This is a genomic window from Vreelandella piezotolerans, assembly GCF_012427705.1.
GTDB classification, from domain to species: domain Bacteria; phylum Pseudomonadota; class Gammaproteobacteria; order Pseudomonadales; family Halomonadaceae; genus Vreelandella; species Vreelandella piezotolerans.
On record NZ_CP048602.1, the window covers coordinates 2,184,462 to 2,209,168 of the forward strand.

The 24,707-nt window shown below is 59.0% G+C and carries 23 protein-coding genes; 12 read left to right on the forward strand and 11 right to left on the reverse strand.

Annotation, left to right across the window (positions count from 1 at the left end):
* Nucleotides 1–44: 44 nt before the first annotated feature.
* From GYM47_RS10055 to GYM47_RS10085, 7 genes are all read right to left on the reverse strand, one after another.
* Nucleotides 45–1,160, reverse strand: a complete 1,116-nt coding sequence (locus GYM47_RS10055; RefSeq protein ID WP_153843696.1) for an enoyl-CoA hydratase/isomerase family protein — start codon at nt 1,158–1,160, stop codon at nt 45–47.
* Nucleotides 1,161–1,207: 47 nt separating this feature from the next.
* Nucleotides 1,208–2,362 (reverse strand): acyl-CoA dehydrogenase family protein, encoded by a 1,155-nt coding sequence (locus GYM47_RS10060; RefSeq protein WP_153843695.1) that lies wholly within the window; start codon nt 2,360–2,362, stop codon nt 1,208–1,210.
* Nucleotides 2,363–2,602: 240 nt separating this feature from the next.
* Nucleotides 2,603–3,610, reverse strand: coding sequence for a branched-chain amino acid ABC transporter permease (locus GYM47_RS10065; RefSeq protein WP_153843694.1), 1,008 nt, complete (start codon nt 3,608–3,610; stop codon nt 2,603–2,605).
* Nucleotides 3,611–3,612: 2 nt separating this feature from the next.
* Complete coding sequence (locus GYM47_RS10070) at nt 3,613–4,500, reverse strand: branched-chain amino acid ABC transporter permease (protein ID WP_139527314.1); 888 nt, start codon at nt 4,498–4,500, stop codon at nt 3,613–3,615.
* A 146-nt stretch (nt 4,501–4,646) separates the two neighbouring features.
* Nucleotides 4,647–5,870, reverse strand: a complete 1,224-nt coding sequence (locus tag GYM47_RS10075) for an ABC transporter substrate-binding protein (RefSeq protein WP_153843693.1) — start codon at nt 5,868–5,870, stop codon at nt 4,647–4,649.
* 126 nt (nt 5,871–5,996) lie between these two features.
* Complete coding sequence (locus GYM47_RS10080; RefSeq protein ID WP_139527312.1) at nt 5,997–6,746, reverse strand: ABC transporter ATP-binding protein; 750 nt, start codon at nt 6,744–6,746, stop codon at nt 5,997–5,999.
* Nucleotides 6,743–7,528 carry an ABC transporter ATP-binding protein gene (locus GYM47_RS10085; RefSeq protein ID WP_153843692.1) on the reverse strand — a complete coding sequence of 262 codons (786 nt, stop codon included), beginning with the start codon at nt 7,526–7,528 and terminating at the stop codon, nt 6,743–6,745. Before GYM47_RS10085 ends, GYM47_RS10080 begins: the two co-directional genes overlap by 4 nt.
* A gap of 311 nt (nt 7,529–7,839) precedes the next feature.
* On the opposite strand from GYM47_RS10085, the gene GYM47_RS10090 reads away from it, so the two are divergent.
* From GYM47_RS10090 to GYM47_RS10130, 9 genes are all read left to right on the forward strand, one after another.
* Nucleotides 7,840–8,244, forward strand: coding sequence for a MerR family transcriptional regulator (locus GYM47_RS10090; protein WP_139527310.1), 405 nt, complete (start codon nt 7,840–7,842; stop codon nt 8,242–8,244).
* A gap of 73 nt (nt 8,245–8,317) precedes the next feature.
* Entirely contained in the window at nt 8,318–9,487 is a 1,170-nt protein-coding gene (locus GYM47_RS10095) for an isovaleryl-CoA dehydrogenase (protein WP_153843691.1), read from the forward strand.
* Between the two features lie 22 nt (nt 9,488–9,509).
* Nucleotides 9,510–11,117: a carboxyl transferase domain-containing protein gene (locus tag GYM47_RS10100; protein WP_139527308.1), complete on the forward strand. Its 1,608-nt coding sequence runs from the start codon at nt 9,510–9,512 to the stop codon at nt 11,115–11,117.
* An 11-nt stretch (nt 11,118–11,128) separates the two neighbouring features.
* Nucleotides 11,129–11,953 carry an enoyl-CoA hydratase/isomerase family protein gene (locus tag GYM47_RS10105; RefSeq protein WP_153843690.1) on the forward strand — a complete coding sequence of 275 codons (825 nt, stop codon included), beginning with the start codon at nt 11,129–11,131 and terminating at the stop codon, nt 11,951–11,953.
* Complete coding sequence (locus GYM47_RS10110; RefSeq protein WP_153843689.1) at nt 11,950–13,989, forward strand: acetyl/propionyl/methylcrotonyl-CoA carboxylase subunit alpha; 2,040 nt, start codon at nt 11,950–11,952, stop codon at nt 13,987–13,989. The genes GYM47_RS10105 and GYM47_RS10110 overlap by 4 nt, the downstream gene beginning before the upstream one ends.
* Nucleotides 13,990–13,998: 9 nt before the next feature.
* Nucleotides 13,999–14,910 (forward strand): hydroxymethylglutaryl-CoA lyase, encoded by a 912-nt coding sequence (locus tag GYM47_RS10115; protein WP_153843688.1) that lies wholly within the window; start codon nt 13,999–14,001, stop codon nt 14,908–14,910.
* A gap of 58 nt (nt 14,911–14,968) precedes the next feature.
* Complete coding sequence (locus tag GYM47_RS10120) at nt 14,969–16,678, forward strand: AMP-binding protein (RefSeq protein ID WP_139527304.1); 1,710 nt, start codon at nt 14,969–14,971, stop codon at nt 16,676–16,678.
* A gap of 108 nt (nt 16,679–16,786) precedes the next feature.
* Entirely contained in the window at nt 16,787–17,617 is an 831-nt protein-coding gene (locus GYM47_RS10125; RefSeq protein WP_153843687.1) for a class I SAM-dependent methyltransferase, read from the forward strand.
* Nucleotides 17,618–17,661: 44 nt separating this feature from the next.
* Entirely contained in the window at nt 17,662–18,231 is a 570-nt protein-coding gene (locus GYM47_RS10130; RefSeq protein WP_139527302.1) for a hypothetical protein, read from the forward strand.
* A gap of 15 nt (nt 18,232–18,246) precedes the next feature.
* Here GYM47_RS10130 and GYM47_RS10135 read toward each other — a convergent pair whose 3' ends face one another.
* Complete coding sequence (locus tag GYM47_RS10135) at nt 18,247–20,163, reverse strand: monovalent cation:proton antiporter-2 (CPA2) family protein (protein ID WP_153843686.1); 1,917 nt, start codon at nt 20,161–20,163, stop codon at nt 18,247–18,249.
* 92 nt (nt 20,164–20,255) lie between these two features.
* On the opposite strand from GYM47_RS10135, the gene GYM47_RS10140 reads away from it, so the two are divergent.
* The 3 genes from GYM47_RS10140 to GYM47_RS10150 are packed head-to-tail and all read left to right on the forward strand — an operon-like array spanning nt 20,256 to nt 22,605.
* Nucleotides 20,256–20,522, forward strand: a complete 267-nt coding sequence (locus GYM47_RS10140) for a Trp family transcriptional regulator (RefSeq protein ID WP_153843685.1) — start codon at nt 20,256–20,258, stop codon at nt 20,520–20,522.
* Entirely contained in the window at nt 20,519–21,940 is a 1,422-nt protein-coding gene (locus tag GYM47_RS10145) for an anthranilate synthase component I family protein (RefSeq protein ID WP_153843684.1), read from the forward strand. Before GYM47_RS10140 ends, GYM47_RS10145 begins: the two co-directional genes overlap by 4 nt.
* Nucleotides 21,937–22,605, forward strand: coding sequence for an anthranilate synthase component II (locus GYM47_RS10150; RefSeq protein WP_153843683.1), 669 nt, complete (start codon nt 21,937–21,939; stop codon nt 22,603–22,605). The genes GYM47_RS10145 and GYM47_RS10150 overlap by 4 nt, the downstream gene beginning before the upstream one ends.
* Before the next feature lie 34 nt (nt 22,606–22,639).
* Here the strand turns inward: GYM47_RS10150 and GYM47_RS10155 are convergent, their stop codons facing one another.
* The 3 genes from GYM47_RS10155 to GYM47_RS10165 all read right to left on the reverse strand — a co-directional run bounded on the left by GYM47_RS10155 (nt 22,640) and on the right by GYM47_RS10165 (nt 24,695).
* The gene (locus GYM47_RS10155) at nt 22,640–22,951 is read right to left on the reverse strand and encodes a hypothetical protein (protein WP_139527297.1); all 312 of its coding nucleotides are present in this window, start codon (nt 22,949–22,951) and stop codon (nt 22,640–22,642) included.
* A 113-nt stretch (nt 22,952–23,064) separates the two neighbouring features.
* Complete coding sequence (gene rluF / locus GYM47_RS10160) at nt 23,065–24,123, reverse strand: 23S rRNA pseudouridine(2604) synthase RluF (protein ID WP_153843682.1); 1,059 nt, start codon at nt 24,121–24,123, stop codon at nt 23,065–23,067.
* 26 nt (nt 24,124–24,149) lie between these two features.
* Nucleotides 24,150–24,695, reverse strand: coding sequence for a DUF924 family protein (locus GYM47_RS10165; protein WP_139527295.1), 546 nt, complete (start codon nt 24,693–24,695; stop codon nt 24,150–24,152).
* Between the last annotated feature and the right edge of the window lie 12 nt (nt 24,696–24,707).

Genomic DNA, 24,707 nt, shown 5'->3' on the forward strand with positions numbered 1-24,707 from the left:
TTTTTGTCCTTGTTAGCGTGTCATGTGCGGTGCATGAGGGTACGTTATGCCAAGTCTGCCAGCGGGTTGGTATCCCAAGGCGATGCCAGCAACTCGTCGATGAAAGTAGGTTCGACCGAGGCCACATCCGGATAGGTCCAGCTTGGCTGACCGTCTTTATCCACCAGCAGCGCGCGCACCCCTTCGGGGAACTCTCGGTGGCGGCAGCACTGCACCGAAAGCGCCAGCTCGAATTGGAAGACTTCCGCCAACGACATGTGTTTGGCGCGGCTGAGCTGCTCGTGGATCAGTTTGACCGACACGGGACTGCCGTGGGCCAAAGTTTTTTGCGCTTTGCTGAACCACTGGTCGTCGGTCCGAACGGCCAATACGGCCTCGACCATCTGCTCGACGGTGTCGTGGTCCATTAGCTCACGAATCATGGAAGCAGACTTGTAAACCGGCGCTTCCATCTCCGCAAAGACGTTTTGGGAGGCTTGCTCAAGCTCGCGTAGCACGCGGTTCACCACGCCGTGGGCGTCGGTCTCTGCACCCTCGCCCCAGTTAGCGGCCAACAGCTTTTCAGCCAATGCGCCACGTTGGTGGCTGGCAATGGCGCGATCGGCCAGGCCTAAATGAACCGCGTCCGGTGCGTTGATTTGCCCGCCGGTCATCGCCAAAAACCGCCCGGCACCGCCCGGCAAACGGTTGAGGAACCAGCTCGCCCCCACGTCGGGGTACAGCCCAATGGTGACTTCCGGCATGGCCAGCCGCGAGGTTTCGGTGACGATGCGGTGGCTGCTGCCGCTGAGTAACCCCATGCCGCCGCCCATCACGATGCCGTTGCCCCAGCAAATCACCGGTTTGGGAAACGTATGGAGCTGATAATCCAGACGGTATTCGTTCTCGAAGAAGCGCTCGGGGAAGTCAGCGGCCCCCTCGCCTTGAATGGCTTTGTAGAGATTGACCACATCGCCACCGGCGCAGAAGGCTTTTTCACCGGCGCTATCCAGCAGCACGGCCACGACCCGATCGTCAGATTGCCACTGACTCAGGCGCGGCAGGATCTCTTCGATCATGTCCAACGTCAGCGCGTTGAGCGAGCGCTCGGCGTTCAAGGTGATCTCGCCAATCACATGGCCATCTTGGGTGGTGTGCTCTTCAAACAGTACGCAACTCATCGTTTGTCCTTGTTATGAAAGGGGCTCGGTGGCAAGTGCCCCGGCGACTATAGCTCGGCGGCACCGTCGGCCAGTACGCGGCGGGAAATGATCAGCCGCATGATTTCGTTGGTGCCTTCCAGAATACGGTGTACGCGGGTATCGCGCACGTAGCGCTCCACTGGGTACTCCTTGATGTAGCCATTGCCACCGTAGAGCTGTAGCGCTTCATCGCATACTTTGAAGCCCACGTCCGTCGCGAAGCGTTTGGCCATGGCGCAATAAGTGGTGGCATCCGGGTGACCCGCATCCAGCTTGGTGGCGGCCATGCGCACTAGCTGACGTGCGGCGACGAGCTCGGTGACCATATCGGCCAGGCGAAACTGCAGGGCCTGAAAATCGGCCAAACGCTTGCCGAACTGCTTGCGCTCGAGCATGTACTCGCGGGCTTTATTCAACGCCTGCTGGGCCGTGCCGATGGAACAGGTGGCAATGTTAATACGCCCGCCGTCCAGCCCCTTCATGGCGATTTTGAAACCGTCACCTTCGTTACCCAGCAGGTGGTTAGCGGGGACGCGCACGTCTTCGAAGGTAATCATACGGGTGGGCTGGCTATTCCAACCCATCTTGTCTTCTTTACGGCCGTAGCTGATGCCCTCGCTCTTGGCATCCACCGCAAAGGCGGAAACGCCGCCAGGGCCTTCACCGCCGGTCCGCGCCATCACCACCAGGAAGTCGGTGCTGCCCGCCCCGGAGATGAACATCTTGCTGCCGTTCAACACATAGTGTTCGCCATCGCGCTTTGCGGTGGTTTTGAGGGATGCTGCATCGGACCCTGAATTGGGCTCGGTCAGACAGTAGGAGCCCAATAGCTCCCCCGTCGCCAGCTTTTCGCCCCACTGCGCCACGGCCTCCCGCGTGCCGAAATCGGCCAGCATCCAGGTCACCATGTTATGGATGGTGAGGTATGCGGTAGTGGAAGTGCAGCCCATCGAGAGCTGCTCGAAAATGATGCTGGCATCCAGCCGTGAAAGTCCCAGCCCACCGACGCTTTCCGGGGCGTAGAGCGAGCAAAAGCCCAACTCCCCTGCTTTACGAATCACATCGACGGGGAAAAAAGATTCTGCGTCCCATTCGGCGGCGTGGGGCTCTAGCTCGTTCTGAGCGAACGCTCGGGCCATATCGGAAAAGGCGACCTGGTCTTCACTTAGCTCGAAATTCATGGCGTATCTCCACAGCGCGTGGGTGGCCTGCGCCCTTTTGAGGCAGTGGGACAGTCACACACGGGTGTTGTCATTATTGGTAATGTTGACGTTTACGTTAACTTATATTTTTAGCTTGTGCGGCGCAACCCAATCCCCCAATACCTTTGGCGTAGAAGGTGACCAACGCTTCCGATCAGGCAGAAAAAAGGGTGCCCAAAGGCACCCAATCCACGGACAGACGCGGTTAACGGGAATCGATCATTTGAAGTTCTTGCGGTACATCTTGGCCAGCTCGCCAACGATGCCGCTACGGAAGCTGAGTACGCATATCACGAAGATGATGCCGAGAATCACACTCACCCAGTTACCTAGCGGCGACTGCGCCAGCAGGTGCTGTAAGCTGACCACCAGCCCCGCTCCCATTAGAGGACCGAGCAGCGTGCCGACGCCGCCCAGCAGCGTCATCAAAATGACTTCGCCCGACATATGCCAGTGGGCATCAGTGAGCGAGGCCAACTGGAACACCACGGTCTTGGTGGAACCCGCCAAACCCGCGAGCGCGGCCGAGAGCACGAATGCCAACAGCTTGTAGGCATCCACGTTATAGCCCAGCGACACGGCACGCGGCTCGTTTTCACGAATGGCTTTCAGAACTTGCCCAAAGGGGGAGTGAACGGCGCGCTGAATGACGGCAAAGCCAAACACGAAAACTGCAAACACGAAGTAGTACATGGCGAGGTTACTGCTCAGGTCGAGCATCCCGAACAGATGCCCTCTCGGCACACCGTGCAGGCCATCTTCCCCACCGGTGAACGACGACTGCACGAACACGAAGAACATCAGCTGTGCGAGCGCCAGCGTTACCATGGCGAAGTAGATGCCCTGGCGGCGAATGGAGAGCACGCCAAACAGCGCCCCCAGCAGCGTCGCCATCGCCATGCCTGCGAGAATACCCAGTTCGGGCGTGAGACTTGGATAGCTGGCCAGTAGATAGCCCGTCACATAGCCACCGGTCGCCAAGAAGGCCGCATGGCCAAACGAGAGCAGCCCGGCATAGCCCAACAGCAGGTTAAACGCGCAAGCAAACAGCGCAAAACAGAGAATCTTCATCAAAAAGACCGGGTACGCTACGAAGGGCGCAACCAACCCCACTACCAACAGCGCCAGATAAAACATGTTGCGGCGGAGTTTGGCGCGCCGCTGGCGCTCCTGCACTGCCGAGGGCAGCGACGTGGCCGAAGATGAAGAGGAAGACGTGGTTGTCATGGTTAAGCCTCCTTACCAAACAGCCCAGCGGGGCGTAACATGAGCACCAAGATCATGACCAAAAAGATCACGGTGTTAGAGGCTTCGGGGTAGTACACCTTGGTCAGCCCTTCGATGATCCCCATACCCAACCCCGTCAAAATAGCGCCTAAGATCGAGCCCATACCGCCAATCACCACCACGGCAAACACCACGATCAGCAGGCTAGATCCCATGGTGGGCGACACCGGGTACAGCGGTGCCGCCAGCACGCCTGCAAAGGCGGCAAGCCCAACCCCGAACCCGTAGGTCAACGTAATCAGCAGCGGTACGTTCACGCCAAACGCCTGCATGAGCTGGGAGTTTTCGGTACCCGCCCGCAGGTAAGCGCCCAAACGGGTACGCTCGATCATGAACCAGGTGAAAAGACACATAGCAAGCGCCGCTACCAATACCCATGCGCGGTAGGTCGGCAGGAACATGAAGCCCAGGTTCAGGCCGCCCTGCAGAATCTCGGGGGTGGCGTAACGCGCTCCAGAAACGCCGAAAAAGTTGATCAGCGTGCCTTCGAAAATCAGCGCTAATCCGAAGGTCAGCAGTAGTCCGTAAAGGTGGTCCAGGTGAGCAATGCGACGCAGCAGAAAACGCTCCATCAGCATGCCAAAACCGCCCACCACCAGCGGAACCAAAATCAGTGCTAGCCAATAGTTGATGCCCAGGTAGCGAAAGCCCAGCAGCGCGGCGAAGGCTCCCAGCATGTACTGCGCCCCGTGGGCAAAGTTGACGATCTTCAGTAGGCCGAAGATGACCGCCAGGCCCAAACTAAGCAGTGCGTAAAAGGCACCGTTCACGAGCCCAAGCGTTAGCTGGCCCATGAACACGGCCATTGGCACGCCGAATATCATCGTCATGGTATGACTCTCCTCGCCGCTAAGCGGGCAGCCCAGCGGGCCGCCCCAGCGCATTTATAGTGAATAACGCCTTTTCATTACGCCGTTACGGCTTGCTTGGCGGCGAGCCAAGGCGACCAACACCCTGACTCGCGGCGTTTAGCCCCTCAGTTTTGCACCAGCGAGCACTGACTTTCTGATAGCGGACGGTAGGCTTCTGCGGCAGGGATAGTGCTCAGGATTTCGTAAAGATCCCATTCGCCGGTGGACTCTTCCGGCGTTTTGACTTGAGCGAGGTACATGTCATGGATCATGCGGCCATCTTCACGGATGCTGCCGTTACGGGCGAAGAAGTCGTTGATCGGCTCTTCGGCCATTTTGGCGCGCACGGTTTCGGGGTCATCTGTCCCTGCGGCTTCCACGGCTTTCAGGTAGTGCATGGTGCTGGAGTAAATACCAGCTTGCACCATGGTGGGCATGCGTCCGGTCTCTTCAAAGTAACGCTCGGACCACGCGCGCGCCTCGTCATCCATATCCCAGTACCAACCGGTGGTCAGCAGCAGACCTTGGGTGGCCTCCAGGCCCAGCGCGTGCACGTCGTTCAAGAAAATCAGCAGGCCCGCAAGCTGCTGGCCGCTTTGGGTCAAGCCGAACTGGCTGGCGGTGGTAATGGCGTTGACCGTGTCGGCTCCGGCGTTGGCGAGACCCACGATTTTCGCGCCAGAACCTTGTGCCTGAAGAATATAGGAGGAGAAATCACTGGTGGGGAACGGATGACGCACGCCACCGACGATTTCGCCGCCGTTGGCCTCGACCACGCTGGTCACGTCGGCTTCCAGCGCATGACCGAAGGCGTAGTCAGCGGTCAGTAGGAACCAGCTATCGCCGCCCTGTTCGACGACGGCTTTTGCCGTACCGTTGGCCAGCGGATAGGTGTCGTATACCCAATGAATGTGGTTCGGGGTGCAGTGTTCATTGGTAATACTGGATGCTGCCGAGCCAGAGACGATACCCAGACCGTCGTTCTCTTCCAGCACCTTGGTCACGGCAATGGAAACCGATGAGGCCACCAGGCCACCGACCATATCGACGTTGCGCTGATCGATCCACTCGCGCACGGTGTTGGCCCCTACGTCGGCGCTGTTACGGTCATCGGCACTGAACACCACGATGGGCGAGCCGTTCACGCTACCGCCAAAATCGGCCACCGCCATTTCCATGGCGGTTTGACCGCCTGGGCCTGCCAGATCGCGATAGGTGCCGGACATATCGGCCAAATAGCCAATACGTACCTCGCCATCGCTGATCTCGGCGTGAGCGGTCGAAATCGCCATGCTAGAGGCAGCGGCAACGGCGATGCTGGCGGCCAGCGTTTTTTTCATAAAGGTCATGTTCGTCTCCTGGCCCCGAGGGCCTTTGTTTTTATGATGCGGACGTTCTAAAGCGTTGATGTGTGGAGCATCTGTACTGCGTTTGTTGTTTTTAAGGCCGTACTTACCGTTTAGATAGTGTGCGATTCATACCCCCAGCATGCTGTTCAAGTGTTCCCGCCGTGACGGCAACTGCTCTGCCGTGATCTCTTCGACGATTTGACCGTGGTCCATCACGAAGTGGCGATCGGCCAGCGGCGCGGCAAAGCGGAAGTTCTGCTCGACCAGCACGATGGTCATACCGCGCTCCTTCAACTGCACCAGTACCTCGCCCAGCTTCTGCACGATGACCGGGGCCAACCCCTCGGTGATCTCATCGAGCAGTAGCAAACGTGCGCCGGTACGCAGAATACGTGCCATGGCCAGCATCTGCTGCTCGCCGCCTGAGAGCCGCGTGCCCTGGCTTCTACGGCGCTCATAGAGATTGGGGAACATGGCGTAAATTTCGTCTAGGCTCATACCGCCGGAACGCACGGTGGGCGGTAGAAGCAGGTTTTCATGCACGTCCAAGCTTGCGAAAATGCCGCGCTCTTCCGGGCAGTAGCCAATGCCTAACCGAGGGATGTGGTGCGGCTTCATGCGTAGCGTTTCGTTGCCATTGATGACGATCGACCCCGTGCGTCGACCCACCATGTTCATGATCGCTTTGAGCGTGGTACTACGCCCTGCACCGTTGCGGCCCAGCAAAGTGACCAGCTCACCCCGCTTCACGTCAAAATTCACGCCGTGCAAAATGTGCGACTCGCCGTAGAAGGCGTGCAGGTCCTGCACGCGCAGCATTTCCAAGCTTTGATTGTCGGGCGCATCTTGATAGTCGAGAGCTTCAGCGGTGTTCATGCAGTCGCCTCCTCTGCTGCTTCGCTGCCCATATAGGCTTCACGCACCAAGGGGTTACGCGACACGCTGTCGTAGTCGCCCTCTGCCAACACCGCCCCCCGCGCCAGCACGGTAATGCGATCACACAGCCGGCTGACCACGCTCAAGTTGTGCTCGACCATCAGCACCGTACGGCCTTGGGAGACTCGCTTGATCAGTGCCACGATGCGATCGACGTCTTCGGCGCCCATCCCCTGAGTGGGTTCGTCCAGCAGCATCATGCTGGGGTCCAGGGCCAACGTCGTCGCTACTTCCAGCGCGCGTTTGCGGCCGTAGGGCATTTCGACGGTGAGCGTATCGGCGTATTCGCGCAAGCCTACTTCATCGAGCAGCGCCAGAGCGCGGTCGTTGAGGTGATCCAGCGACTTTTCCGATTTCCAGAAATGGAAGGAGGTGCCCAGCTGGCGCTGAAGCGCCACACGAACGTTTTCTAGCGCGGTCATATGGGCAAACACCGCCGAAATTTGAAACGAACGTACCAAGCCCAGCTGGGCGATTTCGTTGGATTTTTTGCTAGTGATGGATTGGCCGCGATAGAGAATGTCACCCCTTGTAGGGGGGAGAAACTTGGTGAGCAGGTTGAACACCGTGGTTTTTCCTGCCCCATTAGGGCCAATCAACGCGTGGATATGCCCTTCCTGCACTTGCAGGTTAACGTTATCCACGGCGGTGAAGCCGCGAAACTCCTTGGTCAGCCCTCGTGTTTCGAGCACTGGCCCCTTGGTCACTTCGTCTGCACGCATGAGGTAATACGCCTCTTGTTGTTCTTGTACGGTGGGAAGCGAAACTCGTTAGCCAGCAACGCATCCTTACCTGAACGTAAAGTGTAGCTGCAAACTAGCAACCTCTCAGTGGGTATTACAATTACAACTTTGGTCTACGCACCATGCTGGCGCATTCAAATAAAACACTATATTTATTATTTTACAACAACTTATAAAAATTCAACGCGACGCACCCGCTGCCAAGGTCAGCTTTACGTTAACGTAAACTTGTTTTAGCCTCATGGTCAGTGTTCCATAGGGACATTCCCCTATCGACGAGAATAACGATCATGAGCAAGACCTACTCGATCAGCGAGCTAGCCAGTGAATTCGATGTCACCACGCGCAGCATTCGCTTTTACGAAGATCAAGAGTTGCTGCACCCCACCCGCCGCGGCCAGACACGCATCTACAGCAGCAAAGATCGTGTACGGCTGAAGCTGACGCTTCGCGGCAAACGGCTGGGGTTCTCGCTGGCAGAGATTCGTGAGCTGTTCGAACTGTGGGACGAAACCCGCAGCGGCAGTGAAAAACAGTTGCACCTGATGCTGAGTAAGATCAGCGAGCGTAAAGCGGCGCTAGAGCAGCAGATGAAAGACATCACGATGGTGCAGCTAGAGCTCGAGAGTGCGGAGATCCGCTGCCGACAGGCCCTGGAAGAGCTCAACGAGAAGCATCCGGCCACCTCGAAATGACGGCAAACGCAACGCGCAAACCAACGACCTGCTAACCATCGACCATTAACAATCAACGACAAGGTGATTGACCATGTTTTCCCACTATACAGAACTCAATTTCGGCCTCGACGACGAGCTCAACATGCTGCGTGAGCAGGTCAACGCCTTTGCCGCCAGCGAAATCGCTCCTCGCGCCGCGGAGATCGATCAGAACAACGAATTTCCAAGCGATTTGTGGAAGAAGTTCGGAGATATGGGGCTACTGGGCATTACGGTACCGGAAGAGGATGGCGGCAGCGGCATGGGTTATCTAGCCCACTGCATTGCCATGGAAGAGATCTCCCGCGCCAGCGCCTCGGTGGCCCTCTCTTATGGCGCGCACTCCAACCTGTGCGTCAACCAACTCAAGATCAACGCCTCGGCCGAACAGAAAGCCAAATACCTGCCCAAGCTGATCAGCGGTGACCATGTGGGTGCGCTGGCCATGTCAGAGCCGGGTGCCGGTTCCGACGTGGTGTCCATGCAGCTTCGCGCCAAAGAAGATGGCGACCACTACGTGCTCAACGGCAACAAAATGTGGATCACCAACGGACCGGATGCCGACGTGCTGGTGGTCTACGCCAAAACCGATCCGGATGCCGGCTCCAAAGGGATTACGGCCTTCATCATCGAAAAAGGGATGCCGGGCTTCTCGACTGCCCAGAAACTCGACAAGCTGGGTATGAGGGGCTCCAACACCTGCGAGCTGGTCTTCCAAGATTGCCGCGTGCCCGCCGAAAACGTGCTAGGTGAAGTCGGCAAAGGCGTTCGTGTCTTGATGAGCGGCTTGGATTACGAGCGTGCCGTACTGGCGGCAGGCCCCATCGGCATCATGCAGGCTGCCATGGACGTGGTCATTCCCTACATCCATGAGCGTAAGCAGTTCAACCAGTCTATCGGTGAGTTCCAGCTGGTACAGGGCAAAGTGGCCGACATGTACACCACCCTAAACGCCTGCCGGGCGTATTTATACACCGTCGCCGCCGCCTGCGACCGTGGGCAAACCTCACGCAAGGATGCCGCTGGCGTCATTCTTTACTGTGCTGAAAAAGCCACCCAGGTCGCGCTGGACGCCATTCAGCTACTGGGCGGCAATGGATATATCAACGAGTACCCCACCGGCCGCCTGCTGCGCGACGCGAAGCTGTATGAGATTGGCGCTGGTACGAGCGAAATCCGTCGGATGCTGATTGGCCGCGAACTGTTTAGCGAAAGTCTTTAACAATAATAACCGGGGCCGGGCTATGAGCACACTCTCGACACAGATCAACCCGCGCAGCGATGCGTTTCAAGCCAACGACGCCGCCATGCGCGGCGAAGTCCACCAACTGCGCGATCTCACCGCCGCCATTGCGCAAGGCGGCGGTGAGAAGGCGCGTGCCCGCCATGAGAGCCGTGGCAAGCTGTTCGTACGTGATCGCATCGACCACTTGATTGACGAAGGCTCGCCGTTTTTGGAATTTTCTGCGCTGGCCGCCCACCACGTTTACGACGACGATGTGCCGGCCGCTGGCGTGGTGACCGGCATTGGCCGCGTCTCGGGGGTCGAATGCGTCATCGTGGCCAACGACGCCACCGTGAAAGGCGGCACCTACTTTCCTCTGACGGTCAAAAAACACCTGCGCGCGCAAGAGATCGCCCGCAAGCACCGCCTGCCGTGTATCTATCTGGTCGATTCTGGCGGTGCCTTTCTGCCCCGCCAAGACGAAGTCTTCCCCGACCGCGACCACTTCGGGCGCATTTTCTACAATCAGGCCACGATGTCCGCCGAAGGCATCCCGCAAATTGCCGTGGTCATGGGTTCCTGTACCGCTGGCGGTGCGTATGTACCTGCCATGGCGGATGAGTCGATCATCGTCAAAGAGCAGGGAACGATTTTCCTGGGCGGCCCGCCGCTGGTGAAAGCCGCCACGGGCGAGAGCATTAGTGCAGAAGACCTGGGCGGGGCGGACGTTCACGCCAAAGTGAGCGGCGTAGCCGACCACTACGCCGAAAACGACGCCCATGCGCTGCAACTCGCCCGCGCCTGCGTGTCGCGGCTGAACTGGCAAAAACGCGGCCAGCTGGCCATGCAGCCACCCAGGCCGCCGAAGCTCGACCCGTCCGAACTTTACGGCATCGTCGGCACCGATCTGAAAAAGCCTTACGACGTGCGCGAAGTCATCGGCCGCATCGTCGATGGCTCCGACTTTGACGAGTTCAAACGCTACTACGGCGACACGCTAGTAACCGGTTTTGCCCACATCCACGGCTACCCGGTCGGTATCGTGGCCAATAACGGCGTGCTGTTTTCGGAAAGCGCCGTGAAAGGCGCGCACTTCATCGAGCTGTGCGCTCAGCGCAAGATCCCTCTGGTCTTCCTGCAAAACATCACCGGCTTCATGGTCGGCTCCAAGTACGAGCACGAAGGCATCGCCAAGCACGGTGCCAAGCTCGTCACCGCCGTGGCCTGCGCCAACGTGCCGAAATACACCGTGTTGATTGGTGGCAGCTTCGGTGCCGGGAACTACGGCATGTGTGGCCGAGCCTATGACCCCAATCTGCTGTTCATGTGGCCCAACGCACGTATTTCGGTGATGGGTGGCGAACAGGCGGCGGGGGTACTTTCCCAAGTAAAACGCGAGCAGTACGAGCGCGAAGGCCGTGAGTGGAGCAAAGAGGATGAAGAGGCCTTCAAGAAGCCTACCCGTGACCAGTACGAGCACCAGGGCCACCCGTACTACGCCAGCGCCCGCCTGTGGGATGACGGCGTGATCGATCCGCTACAAACCCGCGACGTGCTGGGGCTGTCACTGGCCGCTGCGATGAATGCGGAAGTCAAAGAGACACGCTTCGGCGTGTTCCGGATGTAAGGGGCGCACACATGGCTTACTCGACCTTACTCATCGAAGCAGGCGTGGCGCGGCTCACCTTAAACCGCCCAGAGGTGCATAACGCCTTTGACGACAGCCTGATTGCCGAACTCAACGCACACCTGGAAAAGCTGCATGACTTGGCAAGCTCAGGTGACGTTCGGGTGATGGTGCTCGGTTCCGAAGGCAAAAGCTTCTCCGCAGGCGCTGATCTGAATTGGATGAAGCGCATGGTCGATTACGACCTGGAAGATAACCTCGCCGACTCCCGCAAGCTGTCGGCGCTGATGCACGGGCTCGACACGCTGCCCTGCCCGACCGTTTGCCGCGTACAGGGGGCGGCGTTTGGCGGTGCGGTGGGCTTGGCCGCCTGCTGCGATATCGTCATCGCGTCCAACAAGGCCAAGTTCTGCCTCTCGGAGGTCAAGATTGGCCTGTCGCCAGCGGTGATCAGCCCCTACGTGCAACGCGCGCTTGGCCCGCGCCAGGCGCGCCGCTACGCGCTGAGCGCGGAAATCATGGATGCCCCCACTGCGCTCGCCCTGGGGTTAGCCCACCAAGTGGTAGACCCCGACGCCTTGGATAGCGCCGTGGACGCGATGATCGACACGCTGCTGCAGGGCTCTCCCCAAGCGCAGCGGGCAACGAAAGCGCTGCTGGCCGCCGTGGCTCAAGCACCGGATAGCGACGCCACCCGTGAGCACACCTGCCAGGTGATTGCCAAGCTGCGAGTGAGCGACGAGGGCCAAGAGGGCCTCGCCAGCTTTTTCGACAAGCGCCGCCCCGCCTGGACGTCCCCCGAAGAACACAAACACGCTGCGGAGCCACGCTCATGACGTTGACCCCAACCAAATTCGACACGCTGCTGGTGGCTAACCGCGGCGAAATCGCCTGCCGCGTGATGCGTACCGCCCGGCGTATGGGCTTGAAGACCGTCGCCGTTTACTCCGATGCGGACGCCAGCGCCCGCCACGTGCGTGACGCTGATGAAGCCGTGCGCCTCGGCCCTGCCGCCGCCCGGGAAAGCTATCTGAACGTTGACGCGGTGATTGAGGCCGCCCAACGCACCGGTACCGGCGCCATTCACCCGGGCTACGGCTTCCTCTCCGAGAACGGCACCTTCGTCAAAGCGTTGGAACAAGCGGGCATTACCTTCGTCGGCCCGCCCGCTTCTGCGATTGCCGCCATGGGCGACAAATCTGCCGCCAAAGCGCGCATGGCGAATGCGGGCGTGCCGCTGGTGCCCGGCTACCATGGCGACGACCAGGACGATGCACTACTGCGTTCCGAGGCCGATAAGATCGGCTATCCGGTGATGCTCAAAGCCAGTGCCGGTGGCGGTGGTAAAGGCATGCGCGTCGTCGAAAGCGGCGAGGGCTTCAAAGCGGCGCTGGATGGCTGCCGCCGGGAATCGAAAGCCGCGTTTGGCGATGACCGCATGCTGATCGAAAAGTATCTGGTACAGCCTCGCCATGTGGAAGTACAAGTGTTCTGCGACCGCTACGGCAACGGCGTCTACCTCTTCGAGCGGGACTGCAGCGTGCAGCGCCGCCATCAAAAAGTGATCGAGGAAGCGCCCGCCCCGGGCATGACGCCTGAACTGCGCGCCGCCATGGGCGACGCCGCCGTTCGCGCCGCCAAAGAGATTGGCTACGTGGGCGCGGGCACGGTGGAATTCCTGCTAGACGCCGACGGCTCATTCTACTTCATGGAGATGAACACCCGCCTACAGGTCGAACACCCGGTGACAGAAATGATTACCGGCCAAGACCTGGTGGAGTGGCAGCTAAGAGTCGCCATGGGCGAGCCGCTGCCCTGCCGGCAAGAGGAGTTAACCATTACCGGCCACAGTTTCGAAGCGCGCCTTTACGCCGAAGACCCGGAGCAGGATTTCCTACCCGCCACCGGTCTGCTGAGCCGCTTTGCGCTGGACTTGGAAGGTGCCGGGCTAGGCGCGGATCAAGTACGCCTAGACAGCGGCGTAGAGAGCGGCGATACGGTTTCGATGCACTACGACCCTATGCTCGCCAAGCTCATCGTTCACGGCGTGGACCGCGACGCGGCGCTGGCAACGCTCAATCGCGCGCTGGCCGCCCTGGACGTGCAGGGTGTGGTGACCAATCGCGCCTTCCTGCAGCGCTTGGCCAACCACCCGGGCTTCAAGAACGTCGAGCTGGATACGCGATTCATCGAACGCAACGAAGCCACCCTGTTTGCTCCGCGACGGTTCTCGACGGAAGATTACGCCAGCGCTGCGCTGATTGGCCTGCACCAGCTCGCCCAAGAGTGCGAAAGCGGCTCCCCCTGGGACCGCCACGACGGCTTCCGGCTCAACGCGCCGCATACCATCCGCATCGCACTGTGTGACCCGTCGAGCGCCCAAGCGCCGGATAGCGACCCTACCGTCGTGGTCGTCGAAGGAAAGCGCGCGCCCCTGGAGGCTCAGTGGCAGCTCACCATTGGCGACAGTACGCTGAGCGCCAGTCTACAACCGCTCGACGGCGACGCCGTCGCCGTCACGCTCGACGGCCACCGCCGTCGTTTGCAGGCGCGCAAAGACGACCACGTCGTCGTAATGGCCGAACCTAGCGGCGAAACCCGCCTGTTCTGGCGACGCATCGATGCCATCGATCACGGGCACCACGAAACGGAATCCACCCTCACCGCCCCCATGCACGGCACCGTAGTGGCACTGCTGGTGGAACCCGGTGTATCCGTAGAGAAAGGCATGCCGCTGATGGTGATGGAGGCTATGAAAATGGAGCACACCATGACCGCTCCCGCCGATGGCAGCGTCGAGACGTTCCACTTCCAAGCAGGCGATACCGTCGGCCAGGGCGATGTGCTACTAGACTTTGCCCCCAGCGAATAGGAGCCGAACATGACACTGCCTACGTCTATCAAGCTATTCGAAATGTCCCCCCGCGACGGGCTGCAAAACGAACCGGGCACCCTGGTGCCCACCGGCACCAAAATCGAGCTGATCGAGCGGCTGGCGAAGGCGGGCATTCGTCATATTGAAGCGGCCAGTTTCGTGTCGCCCAAGTGGGTACCGCAAATGGGCGATGCCACCGAGGTCATGCACGGTATCCAGCGCCAGTCCGGCGTGGTGTATTCGGCGCTAACGCCTAACCTCAAAGGGCTCGAGAGCGCCCTGGCGGTAGGCGTCGAGGAAGTCGCGGTGTTCGGCGCCGCGTCGGAAGCGTTCTCACAGAAGAACATCAACTGCTCGATTGCCGACTCTTTAGCGCGCTTCGAACCGGTGCTTGCCCGCGCCAACGAGGCAGGCATTCGCGTGCGCGGCTACGTCTCCTGCGTGCTGGGCTGTCCTTATGAGGGGCACATCGCCCCCGAAAAAGTCGCGGAAGTGGCCAACGCGCTTTATGAGATGGGCTGCTACGAGATTTCGCTGGGCGATACGATAGGCGTAGGCACGCCGCTGGCCGCCAAGCGAATGATCGACGCGACCCGCCAGCAGGTACCGATCGAGAAGCTGGCCGCCCACTTCCACGATACCTACGGGATGGCCATCGCCAACCTGTATGCCGTGATGGAAGAAGGCGTCAGCGTCATCGATGCCGCTACGGCGGGCTTGGGCGGCTGCCCCTACGCCAAGGGAGCGTCGGGCAACGTGGCCACCGAAGACGTCCTCTACTTACTCGAAGGATTAGGCATCGAGACGGGGATCGATCTTCAGGCGGTGATCGACACCGGCGATTGGATCACGCGGCAGTTGGGGCGCCAGCCCAGCGCCAAAGTTGCGCTGGCGCTGGGCAGCTCACGCACTCCCTAATAATTAGAAACGCATCACTTCCCGTTCAGACAAGAAAAACATATCGGAGAGATCGATCATGGTATCACCTGCACCCGCTTCTAGCCGTTTGCCCAGCTACACCAGCAGCACGGCTGACAAGCCGCTTCTGGGCATGACCATTGGCGACAAGTTCGACCAAATTGCCGCTCAATATCCCGATAATGACGCGCTGATTGCGCTACACCAAAACATACACTGGAGCTACCGCGAGCTACAGCAGGAAGTGAACCGCTGTGCGCGTGCGCTGCTGGCACTGGGTGTCAAAAAAGGCGACCGCGTGGGAATTTGGGCCCCCAACTGTAGTGAGTGGACGCTGACCCAGTTCGCTACCGCCAAAATCGGTGCGATCCTGGTCAACATCAATCCCTCGTACCGCACCCATGAGCTGGAGTACGCGCTCAATCAGTCTGGCGCGCGCTTTTTAGTCACCGCCCACCGGTTCAAAACGTCCGATTACACCTCGATGCTGTTCGAGCTAGCGCCCGAGCTAAGCAGCTGCGCCGAAGGCCAGCTTCAGTCGCAGACACTGCCGCAACTGGAGTGCATCATCAACCTGAGTGCCGACAAGCACAGCGGTATGTGGCGCTGGTCAGACTTCATTGCCGAAGCCGACAACGTGAGCCAAACCGACGTAGACGACCTGCAGGCCACGTTGCAGTTCGATGACCCAATCAATATCCAGTACACCTCAGGCACCACCGGCTTCCCCAAAGGCGCTACGCTTTCGCACCACAACATTCTCAACAACGGCTTTTTCGTGGCGGAGAGCATGGGTTTCACCAGCGAAGACCGCTTGGTGATTCCAGTACCGCTCTATCACTGTTTCGGCATGGTGATGGGTAACCTGGGCTGCATGACCCACGGCGCCGCGATGATCTATCCCGATGAAGGCTTCGACCCGGGTAAAGTGCTGAACGCCGTTCACGAGCAGAAAGCCACCGCGCTCTACGGCGTGCCCACTATGTTCATCGCCGAGCTCGAACACCCGGATTTCGCTAGCACCGATTTTTCGACGCTGCGCACCGGCATCATGGCGGGTTCCATTTGCCCGGCGGAGATCATGAAGCAGGTCATCAACAAGATGAACATGAAGGGCGTGCAAATCGCCTACGGCATGACCGAAACCAGCCCGGTCTCTACGCAAACCGGCGCTAACGACACCATCGACAAACGTGTTTCCACCGTGGGCCGCACCCAGCCCCACCTGGAGAGCAAGATCGTCGACCCCGGCAACGGCGGCATTCTGCCTCGCGGAGAAATCGGTGAGCTATGTACCCGGGGCTATAGCGTGATGCTGAAGTATTGGAACAATGACAAAGCCACTGCCGAGGCCATCGATGAAGCGGGCTGGATGCACACCGGCGACTTGGCCACCATGGATAACGAGGGCTACATCCAGATCGTTGGGCGCATCAAAGACATGGTGATTCGCGGCGGCGAGAACGTCTACCCGAAAGAGATCGAGGAGTTCTTGTACGCACACCCAGCCATTTCAGAAGTGCAGGTCACCGGCGTGCCGGACAAAAAGTACGGCGAAGAGCTAATCGCCTGGGTGAAACTCAACGCCACCGCGGGCGAGATTACTGGTGAAGAGTTACGCGACTACTGCAAAGGTAAAATCACTCACTTCAAGATCCCGCGCTACTTCAAATTTGTCGATGAGTTTCCAATGACCGTCACCGGCAAAATACAGAAATTCAAGATGCGCGAAATTTCGATCAAAGAACTGGGACTCGATGAAAAGTAGCAGGCGATCCCACCCAGCTACCCTGAGCGCGGGGCTTTCGACAGAGATGACGAAAGCCCCGTTTAGGCAACTCTGCTCATCAGTCGTCGACCCAACTCGAGACGTCCCATGCCCAATTCCCTAGCTGACCATTATCACCAAGGGCTGCGCGACCAGGATATTCTCACCCAACTGCGCGCCCACTACCCCGATGGCCCCACCCTGCATCAGCTCGCCCCGCTGGATCAGCTGCATGTTGGTGGTATCGCGGCGTCTGCCCGGCTATTGGGCCTTCTCGATCATAGCGCCTCACAGGTGTTGGATATGGGTGCCGGGCTGGGAGGGTTAATGCGCCAAGGTGCCGCGCTGGGCTTACATATCACTGGACTGGATATTACCCACCGCTTCAGCGCCCTTAACGACGCTATCAGCCAATTAGCCGCCAAACCGCCGGCTCCCCTTTCATCAGCAGGCACGCTGCGCTGTGTGACGGGCGATGCCCGCGCGCTGCCGTTTAGGGATGCCTGCTTCGATGCGGTGCTGTTTCAACACAGTCTGATGAACATGCCTGCCCCCCACCGCGTGCTGGCCGAGTGTCGCCGCGTGCTGCGCCCCGGCGGGCAGCTGGTGATGCATGAGGTGGTCAGCGGCCCTCACTGCGAGGCACTGCGTTTTCCGGTGCCCTGGGCAGAAGAGCCGACACACTCGCATTTGCTGACGTTGGCGGCATTGACACAGCGACTGCAAACGGCGGGCTTCGATATTCGACACTGCGAAGACTGGAGCGACACGGCACTTGAATGGCGCCAGCGCCAGCGGCAAAAAGAGCAGGCAGCGCATGCCGCTGTGCTTTCGCCGCAGTGGGTGTTCGGTGAGAGGTTTGTGCAGATGGGAAAAAATTTGCTAGAAAATTTGGCCAACGGCGCAATTAACGTGGTGGAAATCAGCGCCCGTTGCTAGGCTGTTAGGGATAACGTCAACGAGAAAGGACAAGAGGAACGCCAATGAACCGCTTGGCAAGCACCCTGCTCTTGAGTCTGTTCGGCATGCTCCTACCCCTAGAAGCCACCTTGGCCGATGATGACGCTCCTGCTCTCTCCTATGCAGCCCCCAATAGCGAATGGATGCGCCTCGATAACGGCGTGGTGTTGGAAGGCAGCGATCTCAGCAGTTTGGACAGCTACACCTCTGGTTTTCGGCTCACCGCTGGCTTCAGCCCCTGGCAGCTTCCCCAGCTAGACATTGGCGCTGAAATCGCCTACCGCGAAAGCGATGAAGTCCCTCTCGCCTCCAGTGCCAATCCGGTCATCATGGATACGTTAAGCCTGGGTGGCGCCATCGTCGCCGGCATTCGTATGGGTGCTTTCAGCATTTACGCCAAATCGGGCCTCACCGAGTGGCGCGGCGACACCGACCAGCCCATCGAGGAAGAGGGCGGCACTGCCCTACTGCAAGGGTTTGGTGCCACCATGACCGTTAACCGTCTCATCAGCCGTTTGGAGTACGAGCGTATCGATGCCCCCTCGCTCAGCCACCTCAATATGCTTAGCGCATCGCTGCATCTACCGTTTTAAACGACATTACCCTACCTAGGCATTTCTCGTCGGGGCCCCTGACTGCTCGCGGTTCTGAGCGGGGGCCGTCCACACCGGCACTTCCTCCTGTTGCGGCGGCTGCCACTCCTGATGCATCGCTGAATTCAACGCTTCTTCCAGCTTCATGAAGAGTTCGCCATAGCGCGGGCTGAAGCTGATGCCTTCGTCGATCTCTTTCCAGGCTTCGAACAGTTCGTCGGCATGGGCATCTTCGTTTTGCACGAACGCCCAGGTCATCTGTTTGGAGCGCATGGGGTGAACACCCATGGCAGTAAGCGCATGACCGCCGAGCTCCAGCGCCGAGTGGTAGGTTTCGCTGATCACGTCGTCGGCTCCGGCCTCGCGTAGCTGGTAGCCGTGGCCCCGGTCGAAGGCGCGGGCCAGCACCCATACATTGGGGTAGAACTGTTTGACGTGCTTGACGATACCCACTGCACGCTCACGGTCGTCGATGGCAACCACCAGCAAGCGCGCGTACTCGATACCGGCGGTTTCCAGCAGATCCGAGCGGCTTGCATCGCCAAAGTAGCTCTTGATACGGATATTGCGCAGGTTCTCGATCTGCTCGATTTCATGATCCAGCGCCACGATGGGAATGTTATTGGCCCGCAGCAGACGGCAGATGATCTGCCCAAAGCGCCCCACGCCCGCCACGATGACCGGCGCCTGCTCTTCGATGGTGTCGGCCTCCCGGGGGTCATTTTTGGCGGTTTGATAGCGCGGCAGCACCAAGCGGTCATAGGCGATAAACAGCAGCGGCGTTAAGAACATCGACAGCGCCACCACCAGCGAGAGCACCTGAGAGAGCGCTACCGGAATCACGCTGTTCTGCACGCTGTAGGTCAGCAGCACGAAGCCGAATTCCCCCGCCTGAGCAAGACTCAACGTGAACAGCCAGCCGTTGCTGCCGCGTACTTTGAACAGCAGCGCCAGCGCCAGCAGTATGGCCGCTTTCACGACGATGACCGCTAACCCAAGCCCCAGCACCGTGATCCACTCCGCCGCCAGCACGTCAAAGTTAATCCCTGCGCCCACGGTAATGAAGAAAAGCCCCAGCAGCAGCCCTTTGAACGGCTCGATGTTGGCTTCAATTTCGTGCTTGAACTCGCTATTGGCCAGAACGATACCGGCCAGAAACGCCCCCAAAGCAGGCGATAGGTTTACCAGGCTCATTAAGGCAGCAATACCAATCACCAGCATCAACGCCGAGGCGGTAAACACTTCCCGCAGTCCGGACCCAATCACGTAGCGAAACAGCAGCGGCCCCAAGTAGTAACCGCCGACAATCACACCGCCAATGGCGGCGACGACTACGAGAGCATGCGCCCAGGCGGGCAAATGCGCCACTAGGCTTAGTCCCGCATGTCCGTGGTCGTCGCCGGGGGCGCCCATCAATTCGGGCAGCGCCAGCAAGGGGATGAGCGCCAGCATGGGAATGACGGCAATGTCCTGGAACAGCAGCACCGAAAAGGCGCTGCGGCCGCCCTCGGTTTTGGAAAGGCCCTTCTCACTCAGGGTTTGCAGCACGATGGCGGTGGAGGAAAGCGCAAAAATCAGCCCCACGGCTAACGCGGTTTGCCAAACGAGCCCAAGCCACCAGGCAATCGCAGCGCCTGCCGCTGCGGTCAGCACCACCTGCAAACCGCCCAGGCCTAGAAGGCGCACCCGCATGGCCCATAAGCCTTTTGGATCTAGCTCCATACCGACTAAAAACAGCATCATGACCACGCCGAATTCGGCAAAGTGCTGAATGGTAGTGGTCTCCTGGCCGACCAGCCCGAGCACCGGGCCAATCACCACCCCAGCCACCAAATAGCCCAACACCGAGCCGAGCCCGAACCGCTTGGCCAGCGGCACGGCAATCACCGCCGCCACTAAATAGATGAATGCTTGAATAAAATAGCCGGTCATGACGATTCCTTAACGTTGCTGCGACTTGACTTCCCTGAGCAATCGGTTAACGTACTAGTACGCTAGTACATGAGTAACCACTCGGTGTCATGATGTCCTTACACGATACGTTTCAAGCTGACTTGGTGCGCCACCTGCTTGCGATCGACACGCCCGACGCCATGGACGAAGCGCTAGCCAGCCTGCTAACGCCAGCAGAGTACCAAGAAATCAGCAAACGCCTACAGATTTTTAAGCTGCTGCGGGAAGGCGTGCCCCATCGCAAAATCGCTGAAACCCTGGGCGTGGGTATTTCGACCGTGTCACGCGGATCACGCGCGCTGACGATGTTAGCCTCTTCACGGAATGAACACCTATGAGCACCACCGATACGGGCGCTGCGGCAGGCCCACAGCCGTTCACACTGCCACGTAAACCCCACTACGTCACGCTGGCGGCAGACTGCGACTTCTTTGCCCTGTTTCAGAAAATCGAGCGGCGCTTCGATACCTGCTACATGCTGGAGTCGCTGGGCGAAGATAGCCACATGGCGCGCCACTCGATCATTGGCTTCGACCCCGAGTACACGCTCTATGCCAATGGCAACACACTGACCATCGAAAGCCGCGACGGCGATGCCAACCACTACCCCAGCGACAACCCCTACGAACTACTGCGCAGTCTCATTCCGCAAAACATCATTTCTCGTAAATACGCGGGAGGGTTGAGCGGCTACCTAGGCTACGACGCCATGCAGTACTTCGAGCCGTCGCTGACGCTAAAAGCCAGCGACGACTTCGATACGTTCCGCTTTGGGCTGTACAAAGACGGCCTGATTCTCGACAAGATGACCGGAGAAGTCACTTACTTCTACTACGACAATAGCCGTTACGCGTTTCTGCAGACGCTGATCGACGCCGACGACGAGCCAGCAGGCCCGCTGCGCATTACCGCGCTGGGCGACACCATGAGCAAGGCCGAGCACGCCAAGGCCGTGGCCAAGGTGAAGCAGGACATCATCGACGGCAAGGTTTTCCAGTGCGAAGTGGGCTTCAAGAAACGCTTTCGGATTCAGGGCGATACGCTAGCACTGTATGACCAGTTACGCACCATCAACCCCTCACCGCAGATGTATTACGTGAAGTTTGACGAGCAGAAGCTGATTGGCGCGAGCCCCGAACTGCTGTTCCGCCTGCGCCAGGGCGAGATGGAGACGTTCCCGCTGGCGGGCACCACCCTGCGTGGCCAAACGCCCCAGGAGGATACCCAGCTTGCCCGCGCGCTGCTCAACGACCCCAAAGAGATCGCCGAGCACAATATGATCGTGGACCTGCACCGCAACGATATTGGCCGAGTGGCGCAGTTTGGTACGGTCAAAGTGCGCAGCCTGATGGATATCAAGCGCTTCAGCCACGTACAGCACATTTCGAGCGAGATCGTCGGCATCATTGCCGAGAGCGAAGATATGTTTACCGCGCTGGCCAGCAACTTCCCGGCAGGCACGCTCACCGGTGCGCCAAAAATCGAGGCGATGAAAATCATCGACGACCTGGAAACCGACGGGCGCGGCCCCTACGGCGGCGCGGTGGGCCAGTTCTCCTTCAACGGCGACTGCACCTTTGCGATCCCCATTCGCACGGTGTTCGTCAACGGCGAGCACGCCTACGTGCAAACCTGCGGCGGCAACGTGTATGACAGCAACGCCGACGATGAATACGAGGAGATTCGTCGCAAATTTGCCGGCACCCGCAAGGCCTTGGCCCCCTTTATGGATACGGAAACGGAGAGCCCCGCATGAAGGTGCTGATCATCGATAACTACGACTCCTTCACCTATAACCTCTACCAGTTCATTGGTGAGATTCTGACGACTGAAAAGAATCGCGGCGAGCTGCCTCACTTCGAGATCGTGGTGAAGCGCAATAACCAGATTGATTTTAAAGCGATTGAAGCCATGGCGCCGGATCGCATCATTATCTCGCCTGGCCCCGGCTCACCGGATGACCCTCGCTATTTTGGCGTATGCGCCGAAGTCATCGAAAAGCTGGGCAAAACGACGCCACTACTGGGCGTCTGTTTGGGCATGCAGGGCATCGTTCATGTGTTTGGCGGCAAAGTAATCAAAGCACCGCTGCCGATGCACGGCAAAATCAGCCCCATCCATCACAATAATCGCTCGGTGTTCAAAGGCGTGCCTGACCAGCTCGAGGTGATGCGTTACCACTCGCTGATTGCCGATGCGGCAACGCTGCCGGAGTGCCTGGAAGTCACTGCCACGGTGGGTGAGCTGACCGCCGCGCAGTTTGCCGAGCGAAGCCATTGGCAGTCGGCGGGTGAATTCGAGCTGATGGGCGTGAAGCACCGCGACTACCCCATTCACGGCATTCAGTTTCACCCAGAGTCGTTTGCCACCGAAGGCGGCAAAGAGTTAATTGCCAACTTTCTATTTTCTGACCACTACTGACGAATTCCGCCTTGTATCTGCAGGTGCCTGCCCTTTAGCGGCCTTTGCCCTCATCGCCCAGCGTGAAGGAGGGCGGGTCGCTGGCGGGAAAGGTGTCATCGGCGGCGGCGTCCAGGTCGCTCTCCGACCACACCGTTTCCGTGTTATCCGCCGTATATGCCTTGAAATCCTTCAATAAGCACCACTGCCCCTGGCTCTTGGCCAACGACTCTGGTTTCACCCAAAAGTGGCGTCCGTAGGGTGTACGTATCTCGGCATTTTGGCGCTCACTAATGTTGACCACCTGCCCAACTAACAAGCCGTGGTGATCGACTATTTTTGCGTCTTTCAAAGTATCGTCTGCCATCCTAGCGTCCTCTTCGTATTCCTGATCCGGGCACTCTTCAACGTAGTGGCTCTATGCAAACGCCCGCAAGCCGCGCGGACAACTTTAGCTTTTAGCAAGCCAACGCGGGGCGATTAACGCTTTCCCCGTGCGCGGGGTGGCTTGCCACCGGCAGGCTTACCGCTTGGGCGACCACCCTTCACTGAGCCCTTACCCACCCCCTTCGCCACCGGATTACCGCCGGGCCTACCCTTACCTTTCGCAGCTGGTTTGCCAGCGGGTTTTCCTTTGGCACTCGGTTTACCGGGCACGGCCCCTTTGGCCTTGGCGTCTTTACGTGTTTTGTTACCCGCCTTGGCACCGGAGGAAGCGCGCTTGGACACCGGCTTTTTCTCCTTCGTGCTACTCCTACCGCCGCTGTAGTTGGGCCTGGCTGGCTTTTTCTTCTCGGACGCTTTCTTCTCCGGCGCGACGGCTGAGGTTTCGGTGAGGGCGAGGATCGTCTCGATCTCTTTAGGCGTCAAATCACGCCAATCCCCCAGCGCCAGCCCTTTCAGCGACACGTTCATGATGCGGGTGCGTACCAACTGCGTCACCTCATAGCCAAAGTATTCGCACATTCGGCGAATTTGTCGGTTGAGGCCCTGCACTAGCGTGATATTGAAAACGAACGTGGACTCTTTGACCACTCGACACTTTTTGGTCATCTGCCCCAGAATCGGTACGCCGCCCTGCATACCCGTAATGAACTCATCGGTGATCGGCTTATTCACCGTTACCACGTACTCTTTTTCGTGGTTGTTGTTAGCGCGCAGGATCTTATTGACCAAGTCGCCGTTGTTGGTGAGAAAAATCAGCCCTTGAGAATCTTTATCCAAGCGGCCGATCGGAAAAATGCGTGTGCCGTGCTTCACGAAATCAACGATGTTGTCCTTTTCTGCCGACTCCGTGGTGCTCACGATACCCACCGGTTTGTTCAAGGCGATGAGAACGAGGTCCTCTTCCTCTTGCGGCTCGATCTCCTGGCCATTGACCTTTACCCGGTCTCCTGGGACCACTTGATCACCGGTGGTGGCGCGGCGTCCGTTGATCCACACATTGCCCTGCTCGACAAAGCGGTCGGCTTCGCGGCGGGAGCAGAGGCCACTTTCGCTGATGTATTTATTGATACGGATCGATGTTCGTAACGACATAAAACGCCATGTAGCTTAAATAAACGTTAAAAAGAGGAGCCGGGCTGCTGGAGAAATTCGATCTCTTCTGGGGTAGAGGGTCTACCCAACAGTGCATTGCGATGCGGGTAGCGCCCAAAGCGGTCAATGATGGCCTTGTGACGTTTTTCGAAATCCAGGTTGTTTTCAAGCCCCGCCTGATCGAACAACTGCAGAGCCACCGTGTGAATCGCCGCCGACTCGCTGTGCATATAGGGCATATAGAGAAAACTGCGCTCCACCGCCGAGAGTGTCTGGTCAGCCCCATTGGCCACTGCTTCCTGGGCAAGCCCAAGCGCAAGCGCGTCGTTGGCAAAGGCTCGCGCCTCGTTGCGGTAAATGTTGCGTGAGAACTGATCCAGCACGATGATCTCCGCTAGCCGACCCTGAGCCGTGCGACGCCACTCGAAACACTCGCATGCAGCCGCCCGCGCCAGCACGTCGCTGAATCGTTCGGCTATCTGGCGATCCATGTTGTCGTCTTTTTTAAACCACTGTGCGGGCGTCAGTTCCTGAAACCAGAAGGCCAATACAGCCTGAGCGTCTACAGTCATGTCCCTGTCTCC